Origin of the sequence: Vibrio toranzoniae (assembly GCF_024347655.1) — a bacterium.
GTDB lineage: Bacteria > Pseudomonadota > Gammaproteobacteria > Enterobacterales > Vibrionaceae > Vibrio > Vibrio toranzoniae.
Genome location: NZ_AP025514.1, coordinates 277,351 through 294,322 on the forward strand (window position 1 = coordinate 277,351; position 16,972 = coordinate 294,322).

Here is a 16,972-nt window from a genome sequence, read left to right on the forward strand (position 1 = left end):
TTATTTACTACGATTGGTATATAGCTTTGGGTGGTGATATTTTGCACGCCATCTGGCAAAATATTGCCCGTTAGCGGCAAGTTTTGTCTAAAGCCGTCAAGGTTATTGCCGATACAGATATCATGGAAAGTGAAGTTCACCCTATTTTGTGCGCGTAGAAATCCTCTGTCGCCCTCAATAGATAACTTTAACGACAGATAATAGAGTGCAGGTATGAGGCTACGAATTGTAGCAGCTTCATTGATAATGGCGCTGAGCTCACCCTTGAGTCATGCAAATTTGGCTGATGTGGGAGAGCCCGTTCCAATATATACAGAAGCTGAATTGATTAAATTAATTGAGAATAATCAACACCTAGAGCGCGTGAAAGCTGATAAGTGCCAGTTAGTTGAAGATATCGTTGCGCGTGCGACGCGTATCAGCTTGCCTTCTTATGAGTTTTTATATGGTGATATGTTGGCGTGGGGTGTATGTGTTCCTCAAGACGTAGAGCTTGGTCTGTATTATATGGAAAACGCAGCACATCAAGGTTTACCCGCCGCGTTAGAGCAGTTGGGACGTTATTATTCTCGTGGTACTTTGGTTCAACAAGACAAAGAGCGTGCGATTCCGTATTTACGTGAAGCGGCTGCTATGGGGAACCTAAGTGCGAGTATTCATTTAGCTGAGCTGTTGCTACGTGACTATGGTAGCCCGCTAGATTATGAAGATGCTTATCGCTGGTTATATAACTCGGTAACGGCAGACCAAAGGCAACACAAGCGCATTACTGTACTTAGAAGTGGGTTAGAGCAGAGAATGCCTGAAAACATTATCGCTCGAGCCAAGCGCCGAGATGTATTCTGGTAACCCCGATACTATTTTAGGTTGATGATTAACTCCTGCACTCGTTACTCATCAATATTAAGGTAGATAGAAACAGAAAGGCCTCGCCGGTGAATACCTGCGAGGCCTTTTTTGATCTGCACGGTTTTTTATTTTTAAAAAGCGTAGCGAGCTAGTGTTCGTCGTTACTGCACAACCTCACCAGACTCAATGACCGTTTCACGAACAACTTTGGTGAAATCGAGTGCTTCTTGACGAATCTTATCTTCGTCTACTGTCAGCATGTTGCGGTCTTGCATGATGATTTTGCCATCTACGATGGTGTGGCGAACGTTCCCCGAGTTTGCAGAGTACACTAAGGCTGAATATGGGTTGTACACAGGAACCATATTTGGTGCCTTGGTATCGATTACTATGATGTCGGCCAGTTTGCCTGCTTCAAGAGAACCGATTTTATCTTCCATGTGCAATGCTTTGGCTGCGCCCATTGTTGCCATGTCGATCACTTTGAGCGGCGGCATCGCAGCACGGTCTTTATTAACCAGCTTGTGAACCTTAGCCACTTGGTTGAACTCATCAATCGTGCTCAGTGTGTTACCAGACATCGGCCCATCGGTACCTAAACCGATACGTATGTTCTTGTCATACATCTTAAGGGCAGGGGATACGCCTTTCGCTGATTTGATATTGGCACTCATGTTATGAGCAACGCCCATGTCTGACTTTTTCACCAGTTCGATATCTTGATCATCCACTAAGATCATATGTGCGCCAACGAGGTTTTTGTTGAGTGCACCAATGCTGTCCATGTATTGAACTGGTGATAGTCCATTTGAACGCTCTGCGATTTTCTCTTCTTCACGGTGTGATTCTGCAAGGTGAATCATCACTGGCACATCTAGCTCTAAAGAGAGTTTAGAAATTTTCTGCAGGATCTCAGTCGTATTTGTGTAAGGCGCATGTGGGGCAAACGCTGGCGTAATTCGAGGATGATCTTTGTATTCTTCGATGAAGTTCAGTGCGTACTTAATCCCTTCTTCGGCATTGGCCGCATCGGCGACTGGGAACTTAATCACGCTTTCACCTAAAATGGCACGCATCCCGATCTGGTCGACAGTTTTCGCCACTTCATCCTCAAAGTAGTACATATCGGCGTAAGTGGTGACACCGCCTTTCACCATTTCAACGTTACCTAGGTTAGCACCAATGCGGACCATGTCTCGCGAAACCAGTTTCTTTTCTAGTGGGAAGATGTAGCGATGGAGGCGATCGGGCACATCATCGGCGAGTGAACGGAAAACCGTCATCGATACGTGAGTATGAGTATTAATGAGACCGGGCATGACGATATCGCCATCCACATCGAGTACTTGCTTAGCTTGGTATTGCTTCTCTAATGAAGCATCGCCTACCGCAATGATTTTGTTGTTTTTTACGACAACAGTACCGTTCTCATAAACCGTTTTGTCTTGGTTCATCGTGAGAACCATAGCATCGGTAATCATCAGATCGGCTTTTTCCATCGCTGAACTGGCGAATGAAAATAGGGCTAGGCTTGTCATTGCAGAAGCCAATAAAGTGCGTTTAAGTTTCATATCAATACTCGAAACAGAAGTGGGTAAAGTATCAGAATCATAGAGTATTTCATTTATCGAGCAAACGTTTGTTTTATCGTTTGCTTGAGGCTCTGATGATAGATAATGGCGATGAAGTCATTTTTAACAAAGGGAAGTATGCATCAATTTGAGGTTATTTTAGGCTTTTCCAAAGCATATCTGTAGGTTACCTCTAGCATCAGATATACTAGGGGTATATACATTCCTTGCTTAAGCAGGCCCGCCTATGTCAAAAAAAACACCGATGCCAGAAAATACCACCACGACAACCAATATTGATCCCTTTGCAGACCGAGAGTCTAAAAATTACGACAACCCAGTACCAAGCCGAGAGTTCATTTTATCGTTTCTAACAAAAGCGAATATTCCAATGAACCGTAACGATCTATTCGAAGCTTTGGGTCTTGAGGGTGAGGAGCAATACGAAGGCCTGCGTCGTCGTTTACGTGCAATGGAGCGTGATGGACAGCTCATCTTTACTCGTCGTCAGTGCTATGCATTGCCTGAGAAGATGGAACTGATTAAAGGCTACGTGATTGGTCATAAAGACGGTCATGGTTGGGTTCGCCCAGATGGCAGTGTCGGTAAAGATAACGATATCTTGTTGCCGCATCACCAGATGAAAACCATCATGCACGGTGATTACGTGTTGGCTCAGCCGACTGATAATAGTAAGCGCGGTCGTCGTGAAGGGCGTTTGGTTCGTGTTCTTGAAGAGCGCAAAACGCCACTTGTTGGTCGTTTTTTCCTAGAGTATGGCCACTCTTATGTGGTTGCCGATGATTCACGGATTAGTCATGACATCCAGATCCCTACTGAGCATAAAGGCGGTGCTCGAATGGGGAATGTGGTTGTGGTTGAAATTACGGATCGCGGTAGTCGCTCTCGTAACATGATGGGTAAAGTCACCGAAGTTCTCGGTGAGAACATGGCACCGGGTATGGAAACGCAGATCGCGATCCGCACTCACCAGATCCCAAATGAGTGGCCTGAAGCGGTTGATAAGCAAATCGCAAGCCTAGGCGAGCACGTTCCTGAAGAAGCAAAAGAAGGACGTGTTGATCTACGTAAACTGCCATTGGTCACGATTGATGGTGAAGATGCTCGTGACTTTGATGATGCGGTTTACTGTGAAGCGAAAAAAGGCGGAGGTTGGCGCTTATGGGTGGCCATTGCAGACGTAAGTTACTACGTTCGCCCAGATACAGCGCTAGATAAAGAAGCGATTAACCGAGGTAACTCGGTGTACTTCCCATCGCAAGTCGTCCCAATGTTGCCAGAGATATTGTCCAATGGCCTATGTTCATTGAACCCTCAAGTCGACCGCTTATGCATGGTGTGTGAGATGACTATCTCAGACAAAGGCAAGCTATCAGGCTACAAACATTACGAAGCAGTCATGAACTCTCATGCTCGTCTGACTTACAACAAAGTAGGCGCGATCTTAGATGGCAATGAAGAGCTTCGCGAGCGTTACGAGCCAGAAGTACCGCATCTTGAAGAACTGCACAAGATGTACAAAGTACTTAAGAAAACGCGTGATGAGCGTGGTGCGATTGAATTTGAAACGGTAGAAACGAAGTTTATCTTCAATGCGGATCGTAAGATCGATCGTATTGAGCCGGTAATCCGTAACGATGCACACAAGATCATCGAAGAATGTATGATTCTCGCGAACATCGCATCGGCGTCTTACGTAGAAAAAGCGAAGGAGCCTGCTCTATACCGTGTTCACGAAACACCGGGAGAAGAGCGTTTAGTTGGTTTTAAAAGCTTCTTAAGTGAGTTAGGTCTAACGTTGGAAGGAGGGTTATCTCCATCACCAACAGATTACGCCGAATTAATGCAGAAAATTCATGAGCGTGAAGATCGTGAGCTAATTCAGACCATGTTGTTACGCTCGATGAAGCAAGCGGTATACAACGCAGATAATGCGGGTCACTTTGGTTTGGCATTGGAGCGTTATGCGCACTTTACTTCACCAATTCGTCGTTACCCTGATCTATTGTTACACCGCGCAATTAAGTACTTAATCGCTAAAGAAGAAGGTCGCAGCAGCGAACGTTGGACACCAACGGGTGGGTACCACTACACGTTCGATGATATGGATTTCTACGGTGATCAGTGTTCAATGACTGAGCGTCGTGCGGATGATGCAACACGTGAAGTGAACGACTGGCTGAAATGTGAATACATGCAAGACCATGTCGGCGAAGTGATGGATGGTGTTATTGCCAACGTGACTGGCTTCGGTTTCTTTGTTCGTCTAACTGAACTGCACATTGATGGCCTGGTTCATATCTCTGCGCTAGCGAATGATTACTACCAATTTGATGCTGTTGGTCAGCGCCTAGTGGGTGAGAGCTCTGGTAATATCTACCGCTTGGGTGATTCGGTTAAAGTGAAGGTTTCTGCGGTTAACTTAGAAACTCGTCAAATTGACTTTGATTTGGAAGACACTGAGCGTCAGCCGCGTGGTAAAGGCAAAACGGCCAAGAAACGCGCATCAGATGCGATGAAAAAGGCAAAGAGCAAGAAACGCTCGGCAGTAAAGAGCAATCAACCAGGAACGTCTGCGAAGCCTTTGGTTGAGCCAACTAAGCGACCTGACGGTAGTACTCAAGAGTCTGATAAGAAGAAGTCGGCGAATAAAACCGGTGCTGCTAAAGCTCGCGCTAAGAAAAAAACGGGCAGCAAGTCGTAAGCCAAAAGCGGATAAGTCTTAATATTTTGGTTTACAAGGACCAGTACGGTTTAGCGTTTCACTAATTGAATGCGAGAGTATCAGGCGAAAGACGCATACTCTCGAAATAAACAACACAGAGAGGGAGGTGTCGGAATGGATGCACTCTTCTCTGAGCACTATGAGTAACTTGAGATAATGAGTAACGAATTTATTTACGGTATTCACGCGGTGAAAGCCGTACTAGAAAAAGATCCAGTACGCTTTATTGAAGCGTATGTACTGAAAGGTCGCCAAGACGAGCGTCTTCTTCCATTGCTGAACCAACTGCAGCAGTTTGGTGTATCGATCCAGCAGATGGGCCGTAAGCCGCTTGATGAAAAAGCACAAGGTGCGAATCACCAAGGTATTATCGCGAAGGTAAAGCCTGCTAAGCAGCTTAATGAAACGCACCTAGACGATATTCTAGCGCAACATGAACAGCCATTACTGTTGGTTTTAGATGGCGTAACAGACCCTCATAACCTAGGTGCTTGCCTTCGTAATGCCGATGCGGCTGGTGTGGCTGCGGTTATCGTTCCGAAAGACCGCTCTTCACCGTTAACGGCAACGGTAAGCAAGGTAGCATGTGGTGCGGCTGAAACGGTTCCTCTAGTACGTGTAACCAACTTGGCTCGCACAATGCGTGCACTGCAAGAGCAGGGCGTATGGTTTGTGGGAACGGCGGGCGAAGCAACGCATGATATTTACCAAGCGAAGCTAACTGGCCCATTGGCTGTAGTGATGGGCGCGGAAGGTGATGGTATGCGCCGTTTAACGCGTGAAACTTGCGATGACTTGATTAAGATTCCAATGGCAGGCAGCGTGTCTAGCCTGAATGTTTCTGTAGCGTCGGGTATTTGCCTGTTCGAAGCGGTAAGACAGCGTTTAGCTCAATAACGCCTACTCAGTAATGCTGGGGGTCGTGATGCTTTGCGACATAAAGCGTTAGAACTATTCTAAGTCTATGAATTTATTAACGCTCACCCGAGTTGGTGAGCGTTTCTTTTTCTGGCCCAAGAGAGAGAATATTTCGCTTTCTTGGATGGCTAGATGGCGAAAGGAAAACTGTTTCATTATTAGCCAAATACCGCTTGCTAATACCGGGTTCTTTCTATAATATTTGCCGTCCTTAAAACTCGGTCATTTTTCTTTAGTTCCTTGCTTCCCTTGGACGACCGAGCCTTTCGTGGAAGCTAATAATCCGTAAGGAGCAACCAAATGCGTCATTATGAAATCGTATTCATGGTTCACCCTGATCAAAGCGAGCAAGTTGCTGGCATGATCGAGCGTTACACTGGTTCAATCACTGAAGCTGGCGGTACTATCCACCGTCTAGAAGACTGGGGCCGCCGTCAAATGGCTTACCCAATCAACAAACTTCACAAAGCTCACTACGTTCTTATGAACGTTGAAGCTGGCCAAGAAGTGATGGACGAGCTAGAAACTGCTTTCCGTTTTAACGATGCAGTTCTACGTAACATGATCATGCGCACAAAAGGCGCTGTGACTGAGCAATCTATCATGCTTAAGCAAAAAGAAGAGCGTGCAGAGCGTGCTCCTCGTCGTGATGACCGTGAAGAACGTGCACCACGTCGTGAAGAAGAAGCTAAGCCAGAAGCTGCTGCTGAGTAATTCTTTTTTGACCCTTTAGGTCATTAAATTTTATTCAACTCGTTTAGGTATTTTCACTTCAAGCATTTGCTTACGTTTATTTATAAACTTGTGTCAATACCGCATTATTAAATTTAGATCAGGAGATAGCCCATGGCTCGTTTCTTCCGTCGTCGTAAATTCTGCCGTTTTACTGCAGAAGGCGTACAAGAGATTGACTACAAAGACGTAGCAACTCTAAAAAACTACATCACTGAAGCTGGTAAAATTGTACCTAGCCGTATCACTGGTACAAGTGCTAAATACCAACGTCAGCTAGCTCGCGCTATCAAGCGTTCTCGCTACCTAGCACTACTACCGTACACTGATAAGCATCAGTAATCGGTAATAGTTAACAATAGTTTAAGAGGACAAAGATAATGCAAGTTATTCTACTTGATAAGATCGGTAACCTAGGTGGCCTTGGCGACCAAGTAAACGTTAAATCTGGTTACGCTCGTAACTTCCTTATCCCACAGGGTAAAGCAGTTATGGCAACTAAAGACAACGTTGCTATGTTCGAAACTCGCCGTGCTGAACTAGAAGCTAAAGTTGCTGAGCAACTAGCTGCGGCTCAAGCTCGCGCTGAGACAGTTAACACTCTAGAAGGCGTTACAATCGCTTCTAAAGCTGGTGACGAAGGTAAACTATTCGGTTCTATCGGTACTCGTGACATCGCTGACGCTATTACAGCGGCAGGTGTTGCAGTAGCTAAGAGCGAAGTACGCCTACCTGAAGGCGCTCTACGTAACACTGGTGAATTCGAAGTAAGCATCCAACTTCAATCTGAAGTTTTTGCTACTGCGAAAATCACTATCGTTGCAGCTGAGTAATTTCAGTACCAAGACGAATTCTTTCTTTTGAAAGTTTTAAACACCAGCTACGGCTGGTGTTTTTTTATGTCTGGAATATAGGAAATATAAGGAAGGGTTGTGGTAAGTAAAAAGCTTACGGTGATCCAAATGCTCTTATTGCTGAACAAGCAGCCGTTCAGATTAGAATTGGAATAATAGGTTAACAGACAGCACCGAGTCTTCTTTGCTCAACCCATTAGGCACCTTGTCGTGGTATTGACGAGAGTGAGCGATCTTCAATGCAATATTATCAGTGATATCGTTGATCGCTTCTAATTCAGTATCAAAGTTCAGGTTGCTGTGTCCTGACACAACAGTCACATTCGCTTTGAATTGTAAGTTCGGCAAAACTTGCCATGACGTATTCACGTTGCCACGGAAAATCGCTTCCTCAACAATGTCAGGAAAGATGATGTCATCATCGTCTATCTCATCAAGGTTAGGTTCTTGGTAACGAAAACCAGGCCCTATTTCCACCTCTAAAATAAACTCTTCTGTATTTGAAAATTGATAACCAAGGCCACTCGAAACGGTATAGTCTTTAAAGTATGCGCTGTATCGCGAGTCAACCCCTTTAAAACTACCGTAAAGATAGGTTTTAGGGCTTAATTTGTAGTCGCTTTGAGCTGAGTACGTCGATTGCCTTTTATCCTCTTCACCATCTTTGTAGAGGTTGTAGTATTTCCATTCACCACTGGTTCTATGGCGCCCGGAGGTGTACTCACCATTAAGGCGAGCATTAAGCGAGCGGGATTCTGAGTTACCATTATGCGATTGGTAACCAAATTCAACTTCGGTTTTCAGTGGATTAGGCAGTTCTGTATCACTCGGTACGATATCCATATCTTCTTCGGGTGCCGGTGCAACGACAAGCGGTTCAGTGGTAGCTTCTGGTACTACTATAGAGTCGAGTATTGCATCAACAGAGGGTTTAGCATCATCAGCTAAAGCCAACGGAGTGCTCAAGAGACCTGTGCTCAGAAGGCCAGTGCTCAGAGCCAATAATTTGGACACGCATACCCCAGTTATACAGTGAATTAATGGAAAGATCGTAATGCTACCTTTGGTGGTTTCAGTCAGCAATAGGTAAATTTTTCCGGAAGAATAAAACAAACCTGTAGGATCGGATTACAAATGAATGTTCTTGGGTATAATGAGCGATCATTATTAGTTATTGAGTGTAGTCATAGTGGATAGCAAAAGTCAGAAATCAGCCAACGATCCGGTGGATGCCATCAAAGTCCCACCACATTCATTAGAAGCTGAGCAATCTGTTATTGGCGGCTTGTTACTGGACAACGAGCGCTGGGATACGGTTGCTGAAAAAGTGGTGAGTAAGGACTTTTATAGTCGTCCTCACCGTCTGATCTTTGAGGCAGTAAAAGATATCCTTGAAGAAAGTTCTCCTTTGGATCTTATTACACTCTCTGAACATTTAGAGTTGCGTGAGCAACTGGAAGACGTCGGTGGCTTCGCTTACTTAGCTGACCTTGCTAAAAATACACCAAGTGCAGCAAACATTAATGCTTATGCGGATATCGTGGCACAGCGTGCTCTTGTACGCAGCCTGATTGGTGTGGCGAATGAGATTGCTGATTCGGGTTATGACCCACAAGGGCGTACATCAGAAGAGCTAGTCGATCTGGCTGAGAGTAAAGTTTTTGCCATTGCCGAAGGTCGTACAAGCGAAAATGAAGGCCCACAAAACGTTGATAACATTCTAGAGAAGACGCTAGAACGTATCGAGATTCTATATAAAACGCCACAAGATGGTGTGACGGGTGTCGATACTGGTTTTAACGACCTCAATAAGAAGACGGCAGGCCTACAGGGTTCTGACTTAATTATTGTCGCTGCACGTCCATCGATGGGTAAAACGACGTTTGCGATGAACCTGTGTGAAAACGCAGCGCTGAAACAAGATAAGCCAGTCTTGATTTTTTCTCTTGAGATGCCAGCAGAGCAGCTGATGATGCGTATGTTAGCGTCACTTTCTCGCGTAGACCAAACTAAGATCCGTACTGGTCAGTTAGATGATGAAGATTGGGCGCGTATTTCATCGAGTATGGGTATTCTGATGGATAAAAAGAATATGTATATCGATGATAGCTCGGGCCTAACCCCAACAGAGGTGCGTTCTCGTGCTCGACGTATTGCTCGTGAGCATGATGGTCTCTCTATGATCATGATAGATTACCTGCAATTAATGCGTGTACCTTCATTATCTGATAACCGTACTCTTGAAATCGCCGAGATTTCGCGTTCATTGAAAGCGCTCGCGAAGGAATTGAACGTTCCGGTTGTGGCTCTTTCTCAGCTTAACCGTTCCCTAGAGCAACGTGCTGATAAGCGCCCTGTAAACTCGGATTTACGTGAATCAGGTTCGATTGAGCAAGATGCCGATTTGATCATGTTTATCTATCGTGATGAGGTTTATAACCCAGACAGTTCACTAAAAGGCATCGCTGAGATTATCCTTGGTAAGCAACGTAACGGTCCGATCGGTTCCGTGCGTCTGACCTTCCAAGGGCAACACTCTCGTTTTGATAACTATGCAGGCCCTGCATTTGATGATGAGTAATCGTTAATGACTTATATGAAAGCAGCGACAGCGAGTATTGACCTGGGTGCATTAGAGCACAATCTTCAACTGATTAAGTCTAAAGCACCTCACTGTAAAGTGATGTCAGTGGTAAAGGCTAATGGTTATGGGCATGGCTTATTGAACATCGCTAAACACTCTAAGAACTCTGATGCGTTCGGTGTCGCTCGTATTGAAGAAGCCTTACAACTTCGTGCTGGTGGTATTGTTCGGCCTGTGCTGTTACTTGAGGGCTTTTACTCTTCGGGTGATTTACCGGTATTGGTGGCCAATAACATCCAAACAGTGGTGCATTGTGAAGAGCAACTCAGCGCTTTAGAAAACACAGCGTTAGAATCCCCTGTTGTGGTATGGCTTAAAGTCGATAGCGGTATGCATCGCTTGGGGGTTCGTTCTGAACAATATCAAGATTTCGTTGATCGCCTGCATCAATGTCCGAATGTGGCTAAGCCGTTGCGTTATATGAGCCACTTTGGTTGTGCTGACGAGTTAGACAAAGCCACGACACAGCAACAGACTCAATTATTCCTGTCTTTGACTGAAGGCTGTGAGGGCGAACGCTCTCTTGCGAACTCTGCAGGCTTATTAGCCTGGCCAGATAGCCACTTAGATTGGGTGCGTCCTGGAATCATCTCTTACGGCGTATCACCGTTCGTAGATAAGTCAGCACAAGAGCTTGGTTTTAAGCCTGTGATGACTCTGACATCACACTTGATCGCTGTTCGTGATGTTAAAACCGGGGAAAGTGTTGGTTATGGCGGCAACTGGATCAGTGAACGAGACACTAAAGTAGGGGTTATCGCGATAGGTTACGGTGATGGTTACCCTCGAACAGCCCCTAACGGTACTCCGGTGTTTGTGAACGGTAGAAAAGTACCGATTGCAGGTCGAGTGTCAATGGACATGCTAACGGTTGATCTTGGCCCAGATGCTACTGATAAAGTGGGTGACGAAGCGACGCTATGGGGGAAAGGCTTACCTTCAGAAGAAGTGGCAGAACATATTGGTACCATTGCTTACGAGCTGGTCACAAAGCTGACCCCGCGTGTCGCAATGGAATACGTAAAATAAAGATGTTCAAGTCTTTCTAATTATTTAAGGGTGACGCATAACTGTGTCACCCTTTTTATTTACTGGTAACTCTCTGGTTATCAATCGATCTTTATGGCTGAACGCTTACGGCTATTCGCCTTGGATTGTAGCAATGACAGTGCGGCTCCCACCACAATCCCGGTGTTCACCTAAGTAAATACCCTGCCATGTTCCTAAAGCTAAACGACCGTTGGTGATTGGAACTGTCACACTGGTGCCAAGTGTCGATGCTTTAATGTGAGCAGGCATATCATCATCGCCTTCATAAGTGTGTCTATAGTAGGGCGCGCGCTCGGGAACAAACTTATTGAAGTGCGATTCCATATCGCCACGCACCGTTGGGTCTGCGTTTTCGTTTAGCGTGAGGCTGGCAGAGGTATGTTGAATAAAGAGATGTAATAAACCAACGGATAGAGAGCCAATATCGTGTATCTGTTGTTCAATTTCATCAGTAATGAGATGAAATCCACGCTTTCGCGCATTTAGGTGTATAGTCTTCTGAATCCACATACGCCATCCTTTATAATGTATTTGGAAAAAAAGTGGTTTAACGCTATCTTTTGAACTTGAATTTATCAGGTATCGCTCACATTTAATTATGTTAGAGCTAGAGTTTGTACCGATCTTTCTATCAGGAATTCGAATCCTGATTTATCTCAAGGTACCGCTCTTCATATACGGCATAATACGTCGTGAAAAAAAATTACAAAGAATCTTTCGGTGGTGATGCGATTTGGTCATCACAGAAAAATATAAACTTTCGCCTAATCGGGGGTTCTATTCATCACTCAGGTGACGTTTAGAATAAAACCTACAGTAACATCGGGATAGATACCATGTTGAAAAATATCAACCCAACGCAAACACAAGCGTGGAAAGCGCTAACGGCACATTTTGAGTCAGCTCAAAATATGGATATGAAAGAGCTGTTTGCTCAAGATGCAAAGCGTTTCGAGAACTTTTCTACTCGTTTCGGTTCTGACATCTTAGTGGATTACTCTAAGAACCTAATCGATGCTGAGACTATGCAGCACCTATTTGCTCTTGCAAACGAGACTGAAGTTAAGTCTGCAATTGAAGCGATGTTTGGCGGTGATGCAATCAACAAGACTGAAGGTCGTTCAGTACTTCACACTGCTCTACGTAACCGCAGCGATAAGCCAGTCATGGTTGATGGCAAAGACGTAATGCCAGCAGTTAATGCAGTACTAGCAAAAATGGAGCTGTTCACACACCGCATCGTTTCTGGTGAGTGGAAAGGTTACACAGGTAAAGAGATCACGGATGTTGTCAACATCGGTATCGGCGGTTCGGACCTTGGCCCGTACATGGTGACTGAAGCGCTAACGCCATACAAAACTCGTCTTAACATGCACTTTGTTTCTAACGTAGATGGCACTCACATTGTTGAGACGCTTAAGCCTCTAAACCCAGAAACAACGCTATTCCTAGTGGCATCTAAAACATTCACCACTCAAGAAACCATGACGAACGCGCACTCTGCACGTGATTGGTTCTTGGCTGAAGCGGGCGACAACGCACACGTTGCTAAACACTTCGCAGCACTATCAACTAACGCAACTGCGGTCGCTGAGTTTGGTATTGATACTGACAACATGTTCGAATTCTGGGACTGGGTTGGTGGTCGTTACTCACTATGGTCTGCAATCGGTCTGTCTATCTCTCTTTCTATTGGCTTCGATAACTTCGTCGAGCTTCTAGAAGGTGCTCACGAGATGGATAACCACTTTGCTTCAACGGAATTTGAAAGCAACATTCCAGTCATCCTTGCGCTTATCGGTATTTGGTACAACAACTTCCACGGCGCTGAGTCAGAAGCTATCCTACCTTACGATCAATATATGCACCGTTTTGCTGCGTACTTCCAGCAAGGTAACATGGAATCGAACGGTAAGTTTGTAGACCGTGAAGGTAACCCAGTAGAGTACCAAACCGGTCCTATTATCTGGGGTGAGCCGGGTACAAACGGCCAGCACGCTTTCTACCAACTGATTCACCAAGGCACTAAGCTGATCCCATCAGACTTTATCGCGCCTGCTATCAGCCACAACCCAGCCTCTGATCACCATCAGAAGCTGATGTCTAACTTCTTTGCTCAAACTGAAGCACTAGCATTCGGTAAGACAAAAGAGACAGTAGAAGCTGAATTCCTAGCGGCGGGCAAAACGGCTGAAGAAGTGGCAGAACTGGTACCTTTCAAAGTGTTTGAAGGTAACCGCCCAACAAACTCAATTCTTGTTAAGCAAATCAACCCTCGCTCTTTAGGTAACTTAATTGCGATGTACGAGCACAAGATCTTTGTTCAAGGCGTTATCTGGAACATCTTCAGCTTCGACCAATGGGGTGTAGAGCTTGGTAAGCAACTAGCAAACCAAATTCTTCCAGAGCTTGCTGACGATGCTCAAGTAACGTCTCACGACAGCTCAACTAACGGCCTAATCAACGCATTTAAAGCGCTTAAAGCTTAATTGAGTTGATAGCCTAAAAAGAAACGCCAACCTTCGGGTTGGCGTTTTTGTATCTGTCGCTCTAACAATGGCTAAATCGCAGGTAACAAAAAAGGCTGACATATCTGTCAGCCTCTTAAATACAGCGTCAGCCTTCTAAATATTTGCAGTGATTGTCTTTATTCGAAACAAATCTCGATGAAGGCATTACCCCATTGAGATGTGAAAGGCATGATGATGATTGCGCCTTCACATTTGTGACGAATAGTATGACCTTTGCCTGCAACCACGATTGGCGTTGCCATGTCGAAGTCGAAGCCGCTTTCTGCAAGAATTCGTTTTGCGCCGCCCGTAACCATATTAGTGATTTCACCGACCATATCGGTGACTTCTTCATTTAGGCCGTTTGGTCGTTCACCCAACATGTTTTCCATGATTTCTAGGGCAAGGCCTTCATCAAAGGTGATCGACATTGAGCCTCGAGATTGTGGGCCAACCATACCGATTAAACCAGAGACATCACCACGAGCGATTTCATCTTTTTTAACTCTTGGCTTTTGTGGTTTCAATTCTAGAGAAGCCATCGTTTTTAGTACATTCATTAGAGAAGCTAAAAACGGGTTTACAAATTCAGCGCGCATAATGTTCTTCTATAATCTTATTGTTTCATATCAGAGGAGCAAGTTTGGCAAATGCCATGAGACTCAATAACGTGATTCGTTAATTGAAAGCCATGCTTCTCAGCGTTATTAGCGAGTTGATTGATAAGAGCATCGTCTTGTAGCTCAATCACAGTGCCACATTTGTCGCAGATTAATAGCTGTGAGAAATGCTTGTTGGCATTACAAGAGCAACAACATATAAAGCTATTGGTAGACTCAACTCGGTGAATGAAACCTTGTTCCAACAAAAAATCTAAAGCGCGATAAACTGTGGGCGGTTTGGCTTGTGGTTCGCTCACCTTTAATTGCTCTAACAATTCGTATGCACTGGAGGCTTTTTTATTAGAGAGGATGAGCTCAAACACTCGCTTTCTTTGCGGAGTTAATCTAACTCCTCGAGATGCGCATAGCCCTTCAACTTGCTCTATTAATGTGTGGTCCAAATTTTTCACCATTCAATCGGACATTCCTGTTCAAATTCTATTTCTAGGTAACTTTACTTGGGAGCCAATGATTTCTATTAAAGTCAGGTACAGAGCGTATTGTGACCCACGACTTTGAATAAGACAAGGTAACTCAAAATGACTGTGTGACTCAAGGCATAACTGATTAGTGAGGCTGAATTAGAGGCCTGGTGAATAGGTTTAAATAAGAAAATGTGAAGTAAAGTTCATATAGCACAATTAGGACATAGCATTTACAATAGCCGACTTTGCTTTTTGCTGGATGTTCCAGCAGATTTTTTGACTCGCTATCAGGTTACTTTGCCATGACACACTCATGTAAGTTGTCTGTCGCTCCAATGCTCGATTGGACTGACAATAGCCTTTAATCTTTTAAAATCAGCAATTTGAGCCTGCGTGTGAAAAAGAAGGGGAAAATAGGGGTAGAAAGTTGTCGCCTTGCATTCGTCTTTGCCTTCAGATCTTCATTGTATTCCCCATCAATAAATTTGCAATTATCAGCGCTCTGTTTTTGAGCCTCAACGTCTTAAATCGTAACGTCACCTTCGTTCTGGAAAGCATTGCTTTTGAATTATTAGCCATAACAAGAATAATGGAGACTTTAGTCACATTTGTTGAGTGTTTTGAAAAAAAAATTCACCCTCGAAAATTCACATTGTTCTTATTAAACAGCCTCTTAATGGTTGTGTGCTAGTGTTTTGCCATACTTCTATTCCTTTCTAATGCTTGTAACATTATGACTTAAGTATTAGTTAGCCGTTAATAGAAGAGAGCAATGACATCACGTTCTGAACCGACCACAAGATCGCTTTTAGCTCAACAGTTCAATCATCAACCCTTTATCCCCGTTGTTGACGTTGCCGGATCATTGTTCGGTATGGCAGCAACCACCATCAAACGAAAAGCTGCTCAGCAAGAGCTGCCGTTTCCTGTTGTTCGCCTCAGCGATTCTCAGAAATCTCCTTGGTTTGTGAGCTTTGATGATTTAGTGAAATTTGTTGAACGTAAACGACTAGAAAACGAGAGGGAGTGGAATCGAAATAATGGCTCGAAAAGAGTGTCATTTCGAAACTAATTCATACCCAGACAATCCCGCAATTTAGTTTGTTCATCTAAAAACTAAACGTTATGAACGTAAAGATCATTAAAGGAAAAATTATGGCTAACCATCTCTCTTTTTCAGTTCAGGATCTGCTTAATGCAGCAGTTAAGGGCAAGAAGTAATGGCACAAACCAAAAAGAAAAAGCAAGCTGCGGCAGCTAAACGCAGAACCAAACAAGCTGAACAACTAGCTGCTAGGTCGAAAAAGGCTCAAGCAGTTAAGGCAGAACTAGAACGCATTGTTGCAGTTGTTTACGAGGTTTACTCAGAGGTTAAAGCTCAATACGATACCGCAATGAATACCACTTTTAACGGTAATATTCCTGCAATGAAAGGCGGTATTTGTATTCCTCTTGCTACTCTTGGTCAAGCAGCCTTAAAAAAGCGTGGAATAGATACCAAATTAGTGGGCGGCAAGGCTGCATTTGGATTTAACACGGGGTCGTATGGTGCGCTTGATTTCGGTTTTACACATAACTTGTTTATGCCGTATGCCCATGAAGGCATTGAATCATTCAACGGTCATGCTTGGCTTGAGGTCGATGGCATGGATGCAGTAATTGATTTTGCTATGCCTGAGCTTCCTACGCTTGTTGCAATCAGTAATGCTGAAATGGGAATAACTGGACACGAGGATATTGAGTTGGATGTAACTAAATTAGTGATCAAGCGATCTGAAATGGTGACAGCGCAAGTAAGGCATAAACCCATGCTTGGCTACTACTACACCAAACCAGTGGCAAGTATCACTGAGCGGGTACATCAGTTAGCCGATCTTGGCTCCAGATTCTTGTGGGATTTGCAAACAGTGCAAAACTCCTACTCTAGAAACGCAGCCTAAACTAACAATAAACGCGTTACCTATTTGCCACTCTTTTAAAAAAATTGTATTTTTTAAAAGAGTGGATTCTC

At 44.4% G+C, this 16,972-nt stretch carries 16 protein-coding genes; 11 read left to right on the forward strand and 5 right to left on the reverse strand.

Annotated features, from left to right (window positions below; translation table 11 throughout):
- Window positions 1-213 precede the first annotated feature (213 nt).
- Window positions 214-849 carry a flagellar protein MotX gene (gene motX / locus OCU50_RS01315; RefSeq protein ID WP_046225118.1) on the forward strand — a complete coding sequence of 212 codons (636 nt, stop codon included), beginning with the start codon at window positions 214-216 and terminating at the stop codon, window positions 847-849.
- Between the two features lie 161 nt (window positions 850-1,010).
- Here the strand turns inward: motX and OCU50_RS01320 are convergent, their stop codons facing one another.
- Window positions 1,011-2,420: an amidohydrolase gene (locus OCU50_RS01320; protein WP_060467038.1), complete on the reverse strand. Its 1,410-nt coding sequence runs from the start codon at window positions 2,418-2,420 to the stop codon at window positions 1,011-1,013.
- A gap of 247 nt (window positions 2,421-2,667) precedes the next feature.
- On the opposite strand from OCU50_RS01320, the gene rnr reads away from it, so the two are divergent.
- The 5 genes from rnr to rplI all read left to right on the forward strand — a co-directional run bounded on the left by rnr (window position 2,668) and on the right by rplI (window position 7,649).
- Window positions 2,668-5,145 carry a ribonuclease R gene (gene rnr / locus OCU50_RS01325; RefSeq protein WP_082710312.1) on the forward strand — a complete coding sequence of 826 codons (2,478 nt, stop codon included), beginning with the start codon at window positions 2,668-2,670 and terminating at the stop codon, window positions 5,143-5,145.
- Window positions 5,146-5,322: 177 nt separating this feature from the next.
- Entirely contained in the window at window positions 5,323-6,063 is a 741-nt protein-coding gene (gene rlmB, locus OCU50_RS01330) for a 23S rRNA (guanosine(2251)-2'-O)-methyltransferase RlmB (protein WP_046225115.1), read from the forward strand.
- 321 nt (window positions 6,064-6,384) lie between these two features.
- A complete protein-coding gene (gene rpsF, locus OCU50_RS01335; RefSeq protein WP_004735855.1) occupies window positions 6,385-6,798 on the forward strand; it encodes a 30S ribosomal protein S6 in 414 nt (137 codons plus the stop codon).
- Window positions 6,799-6,930: 132 nt separating this feature from the next.
- Complete coding sequence (gene rpsR, locus OCU50_RS01340; RefSeq protein ID WP_000090472.1) at window positions 6,931-7,158, forward strand: 30S ribosomal protein S18; 228 nt, start codon at window positions 6,931-6,933, stop codon at window positions 7,156-7,158.
- A gap of 38 nt (window positions 7,159-7,196) precedes the next feature.
- Entirely contained in the window at window positions 7,197-7,649 is a 453-nt protein-coding gene (rplI, locus tag OCU50_RS01345; RefSeq protein ID WP_060467039.1) for a 50S ribosomal protein L9, read from the forward strand.
- A 162-nt stretch (window positions 7,650-7,811) separates the two neighbouring features.
- Here rplI and OCU50_RS01350 read toward each other — a convergent pair whose 3' ends face one another.
- Complete coding sequence (locus OCU50_RS01350; protein WP_077679893.1) at window positions 7,812-8,753, reverse strand: DUF481 domain-containing protein; 942 nt, start codon at window positions 8,751-8,753, stop codon at window positions 7,812-7,814.
- Between the two features lie 106 nt (window positions 8,754-8,859).
- On the opposite strand from OCU50_RS01350, the gene OCU50_RS01355 reads away from it, so the two are divergent.
- Both OCU50_RS01355 and alr read left to right on the forward strand, forming a co-directional pair.
- On the forward strand, window positions 8,860-10,251 hold the full coding sequence (locus OCU50_RS01355; RefSeq protein WP_201023935.1) for a replicative DNA helicase: 1,392 nt from the start codon (window positions 8,860-8,862) through the stop codon (window positions 10,249-10,251).
- A 6-nt stretch (window positions 10,252-10,257) separates the two neighbouring features.
- Window positions 10,258-11,343, forward strand: a complete 1,086-nt coding sequence (gene alr, locus OCU50_RS01360) for an alanine racemase (RefSeq protein ID WP_060467041.1) — start codon at window positions 10,258-10,260, stop codon at window positions 11,341-11,343.
- A gap of 111 nt (window positions 11,344-11,454) precedes the next feature.
- On the opposite strand, the gene OCU50_RS01365 is transcribed toward alr, so the two are convergent.
- A complete protein-coding gene (locus OCU50_RS01365; protein ID WP_060467042.1) occupies window positions 11,455-11,874 on the reverse strand; it encodes a secondary thiamine-phosphate synthase enzyme YjbQ in 420 nt (139 codons plus the stop codon).
- Window positions 11,875-12,200: 326 nt separating this feature from the next.
- Here OCU50_RS01365 and pgi point away from each other — a divergent pair, with 326 nt between their 5' ends.
- Entirely contained in the window at window positions 12,201-13,853 is a 1,653-nt protein-coding gene (pgi, locus tag OCU50_RS01370; protein WP_060467043.1) for a glucose-6-phosphate isomerase, read from the forward strand.
- A gap of 158 nt (window positions 13,854-14,011) precedes the next feature.
- Here the strand turns inward: pgi and OCU50_RS01375 are convergent, their stop codons facing one another.
- Window positions 14,012-14,473, reverse strand: coding sequence for a chemotaxis protein CheX (locus OCU50_RS01375; RefSeq protein ID WP_017055720.1), 462 nt, complete (start codon window positions 14,471-14,473; stop codon window positions 14,012-14,014).
- 17 nt (window positions 14,474-14,490) lie between these two features.
- Complete coding sequence (gene zur / locus OCU50_RS01380; RefSeq protein WP_029626897.1) at window positions 14,491-14,949, reverse strand: zinc uptake transcriptional repressor Zur; 459 nt, start codon at window positions 14,947-14,949, stop codon at window positions 14,491-14,493.
- A 784-nt stretch (window positions 14,950-15,733) separates the two neighbouring features.
- Here zur and OCU50_RS01385 point away from each other — a divergent pair.
- Together OCU50_RS01385 and OCU50_RS01390 are read left to right on the forward strand one after the other, a co-directional pair.
- Window positions 15,734-16,033: a pyocin activator PrtN family protein gene (locus OCU50_RS01385; protein WP_082710313.1), complete on the forward strand. Its 300-nt coding sequence runs from the start codon at window positions 15,734-15,736 to the stop codon at window positions 16,031-16,033.
- 148 nt (window positions 16,034-16,181) lie between these two features.
- Window positions 16,182-16,901, forward strand: coding sequence for a transglutaminase-like domain-containing protein (locus OCU50_RS01390; protein ID WP_060467044.1), 720 nt, complete (start codon window positions 16,182-16,184; stop codon window positions 16,899-16,901).
- Window positions 16,902-16,972 lie beyond the last annotated feature (71 nt).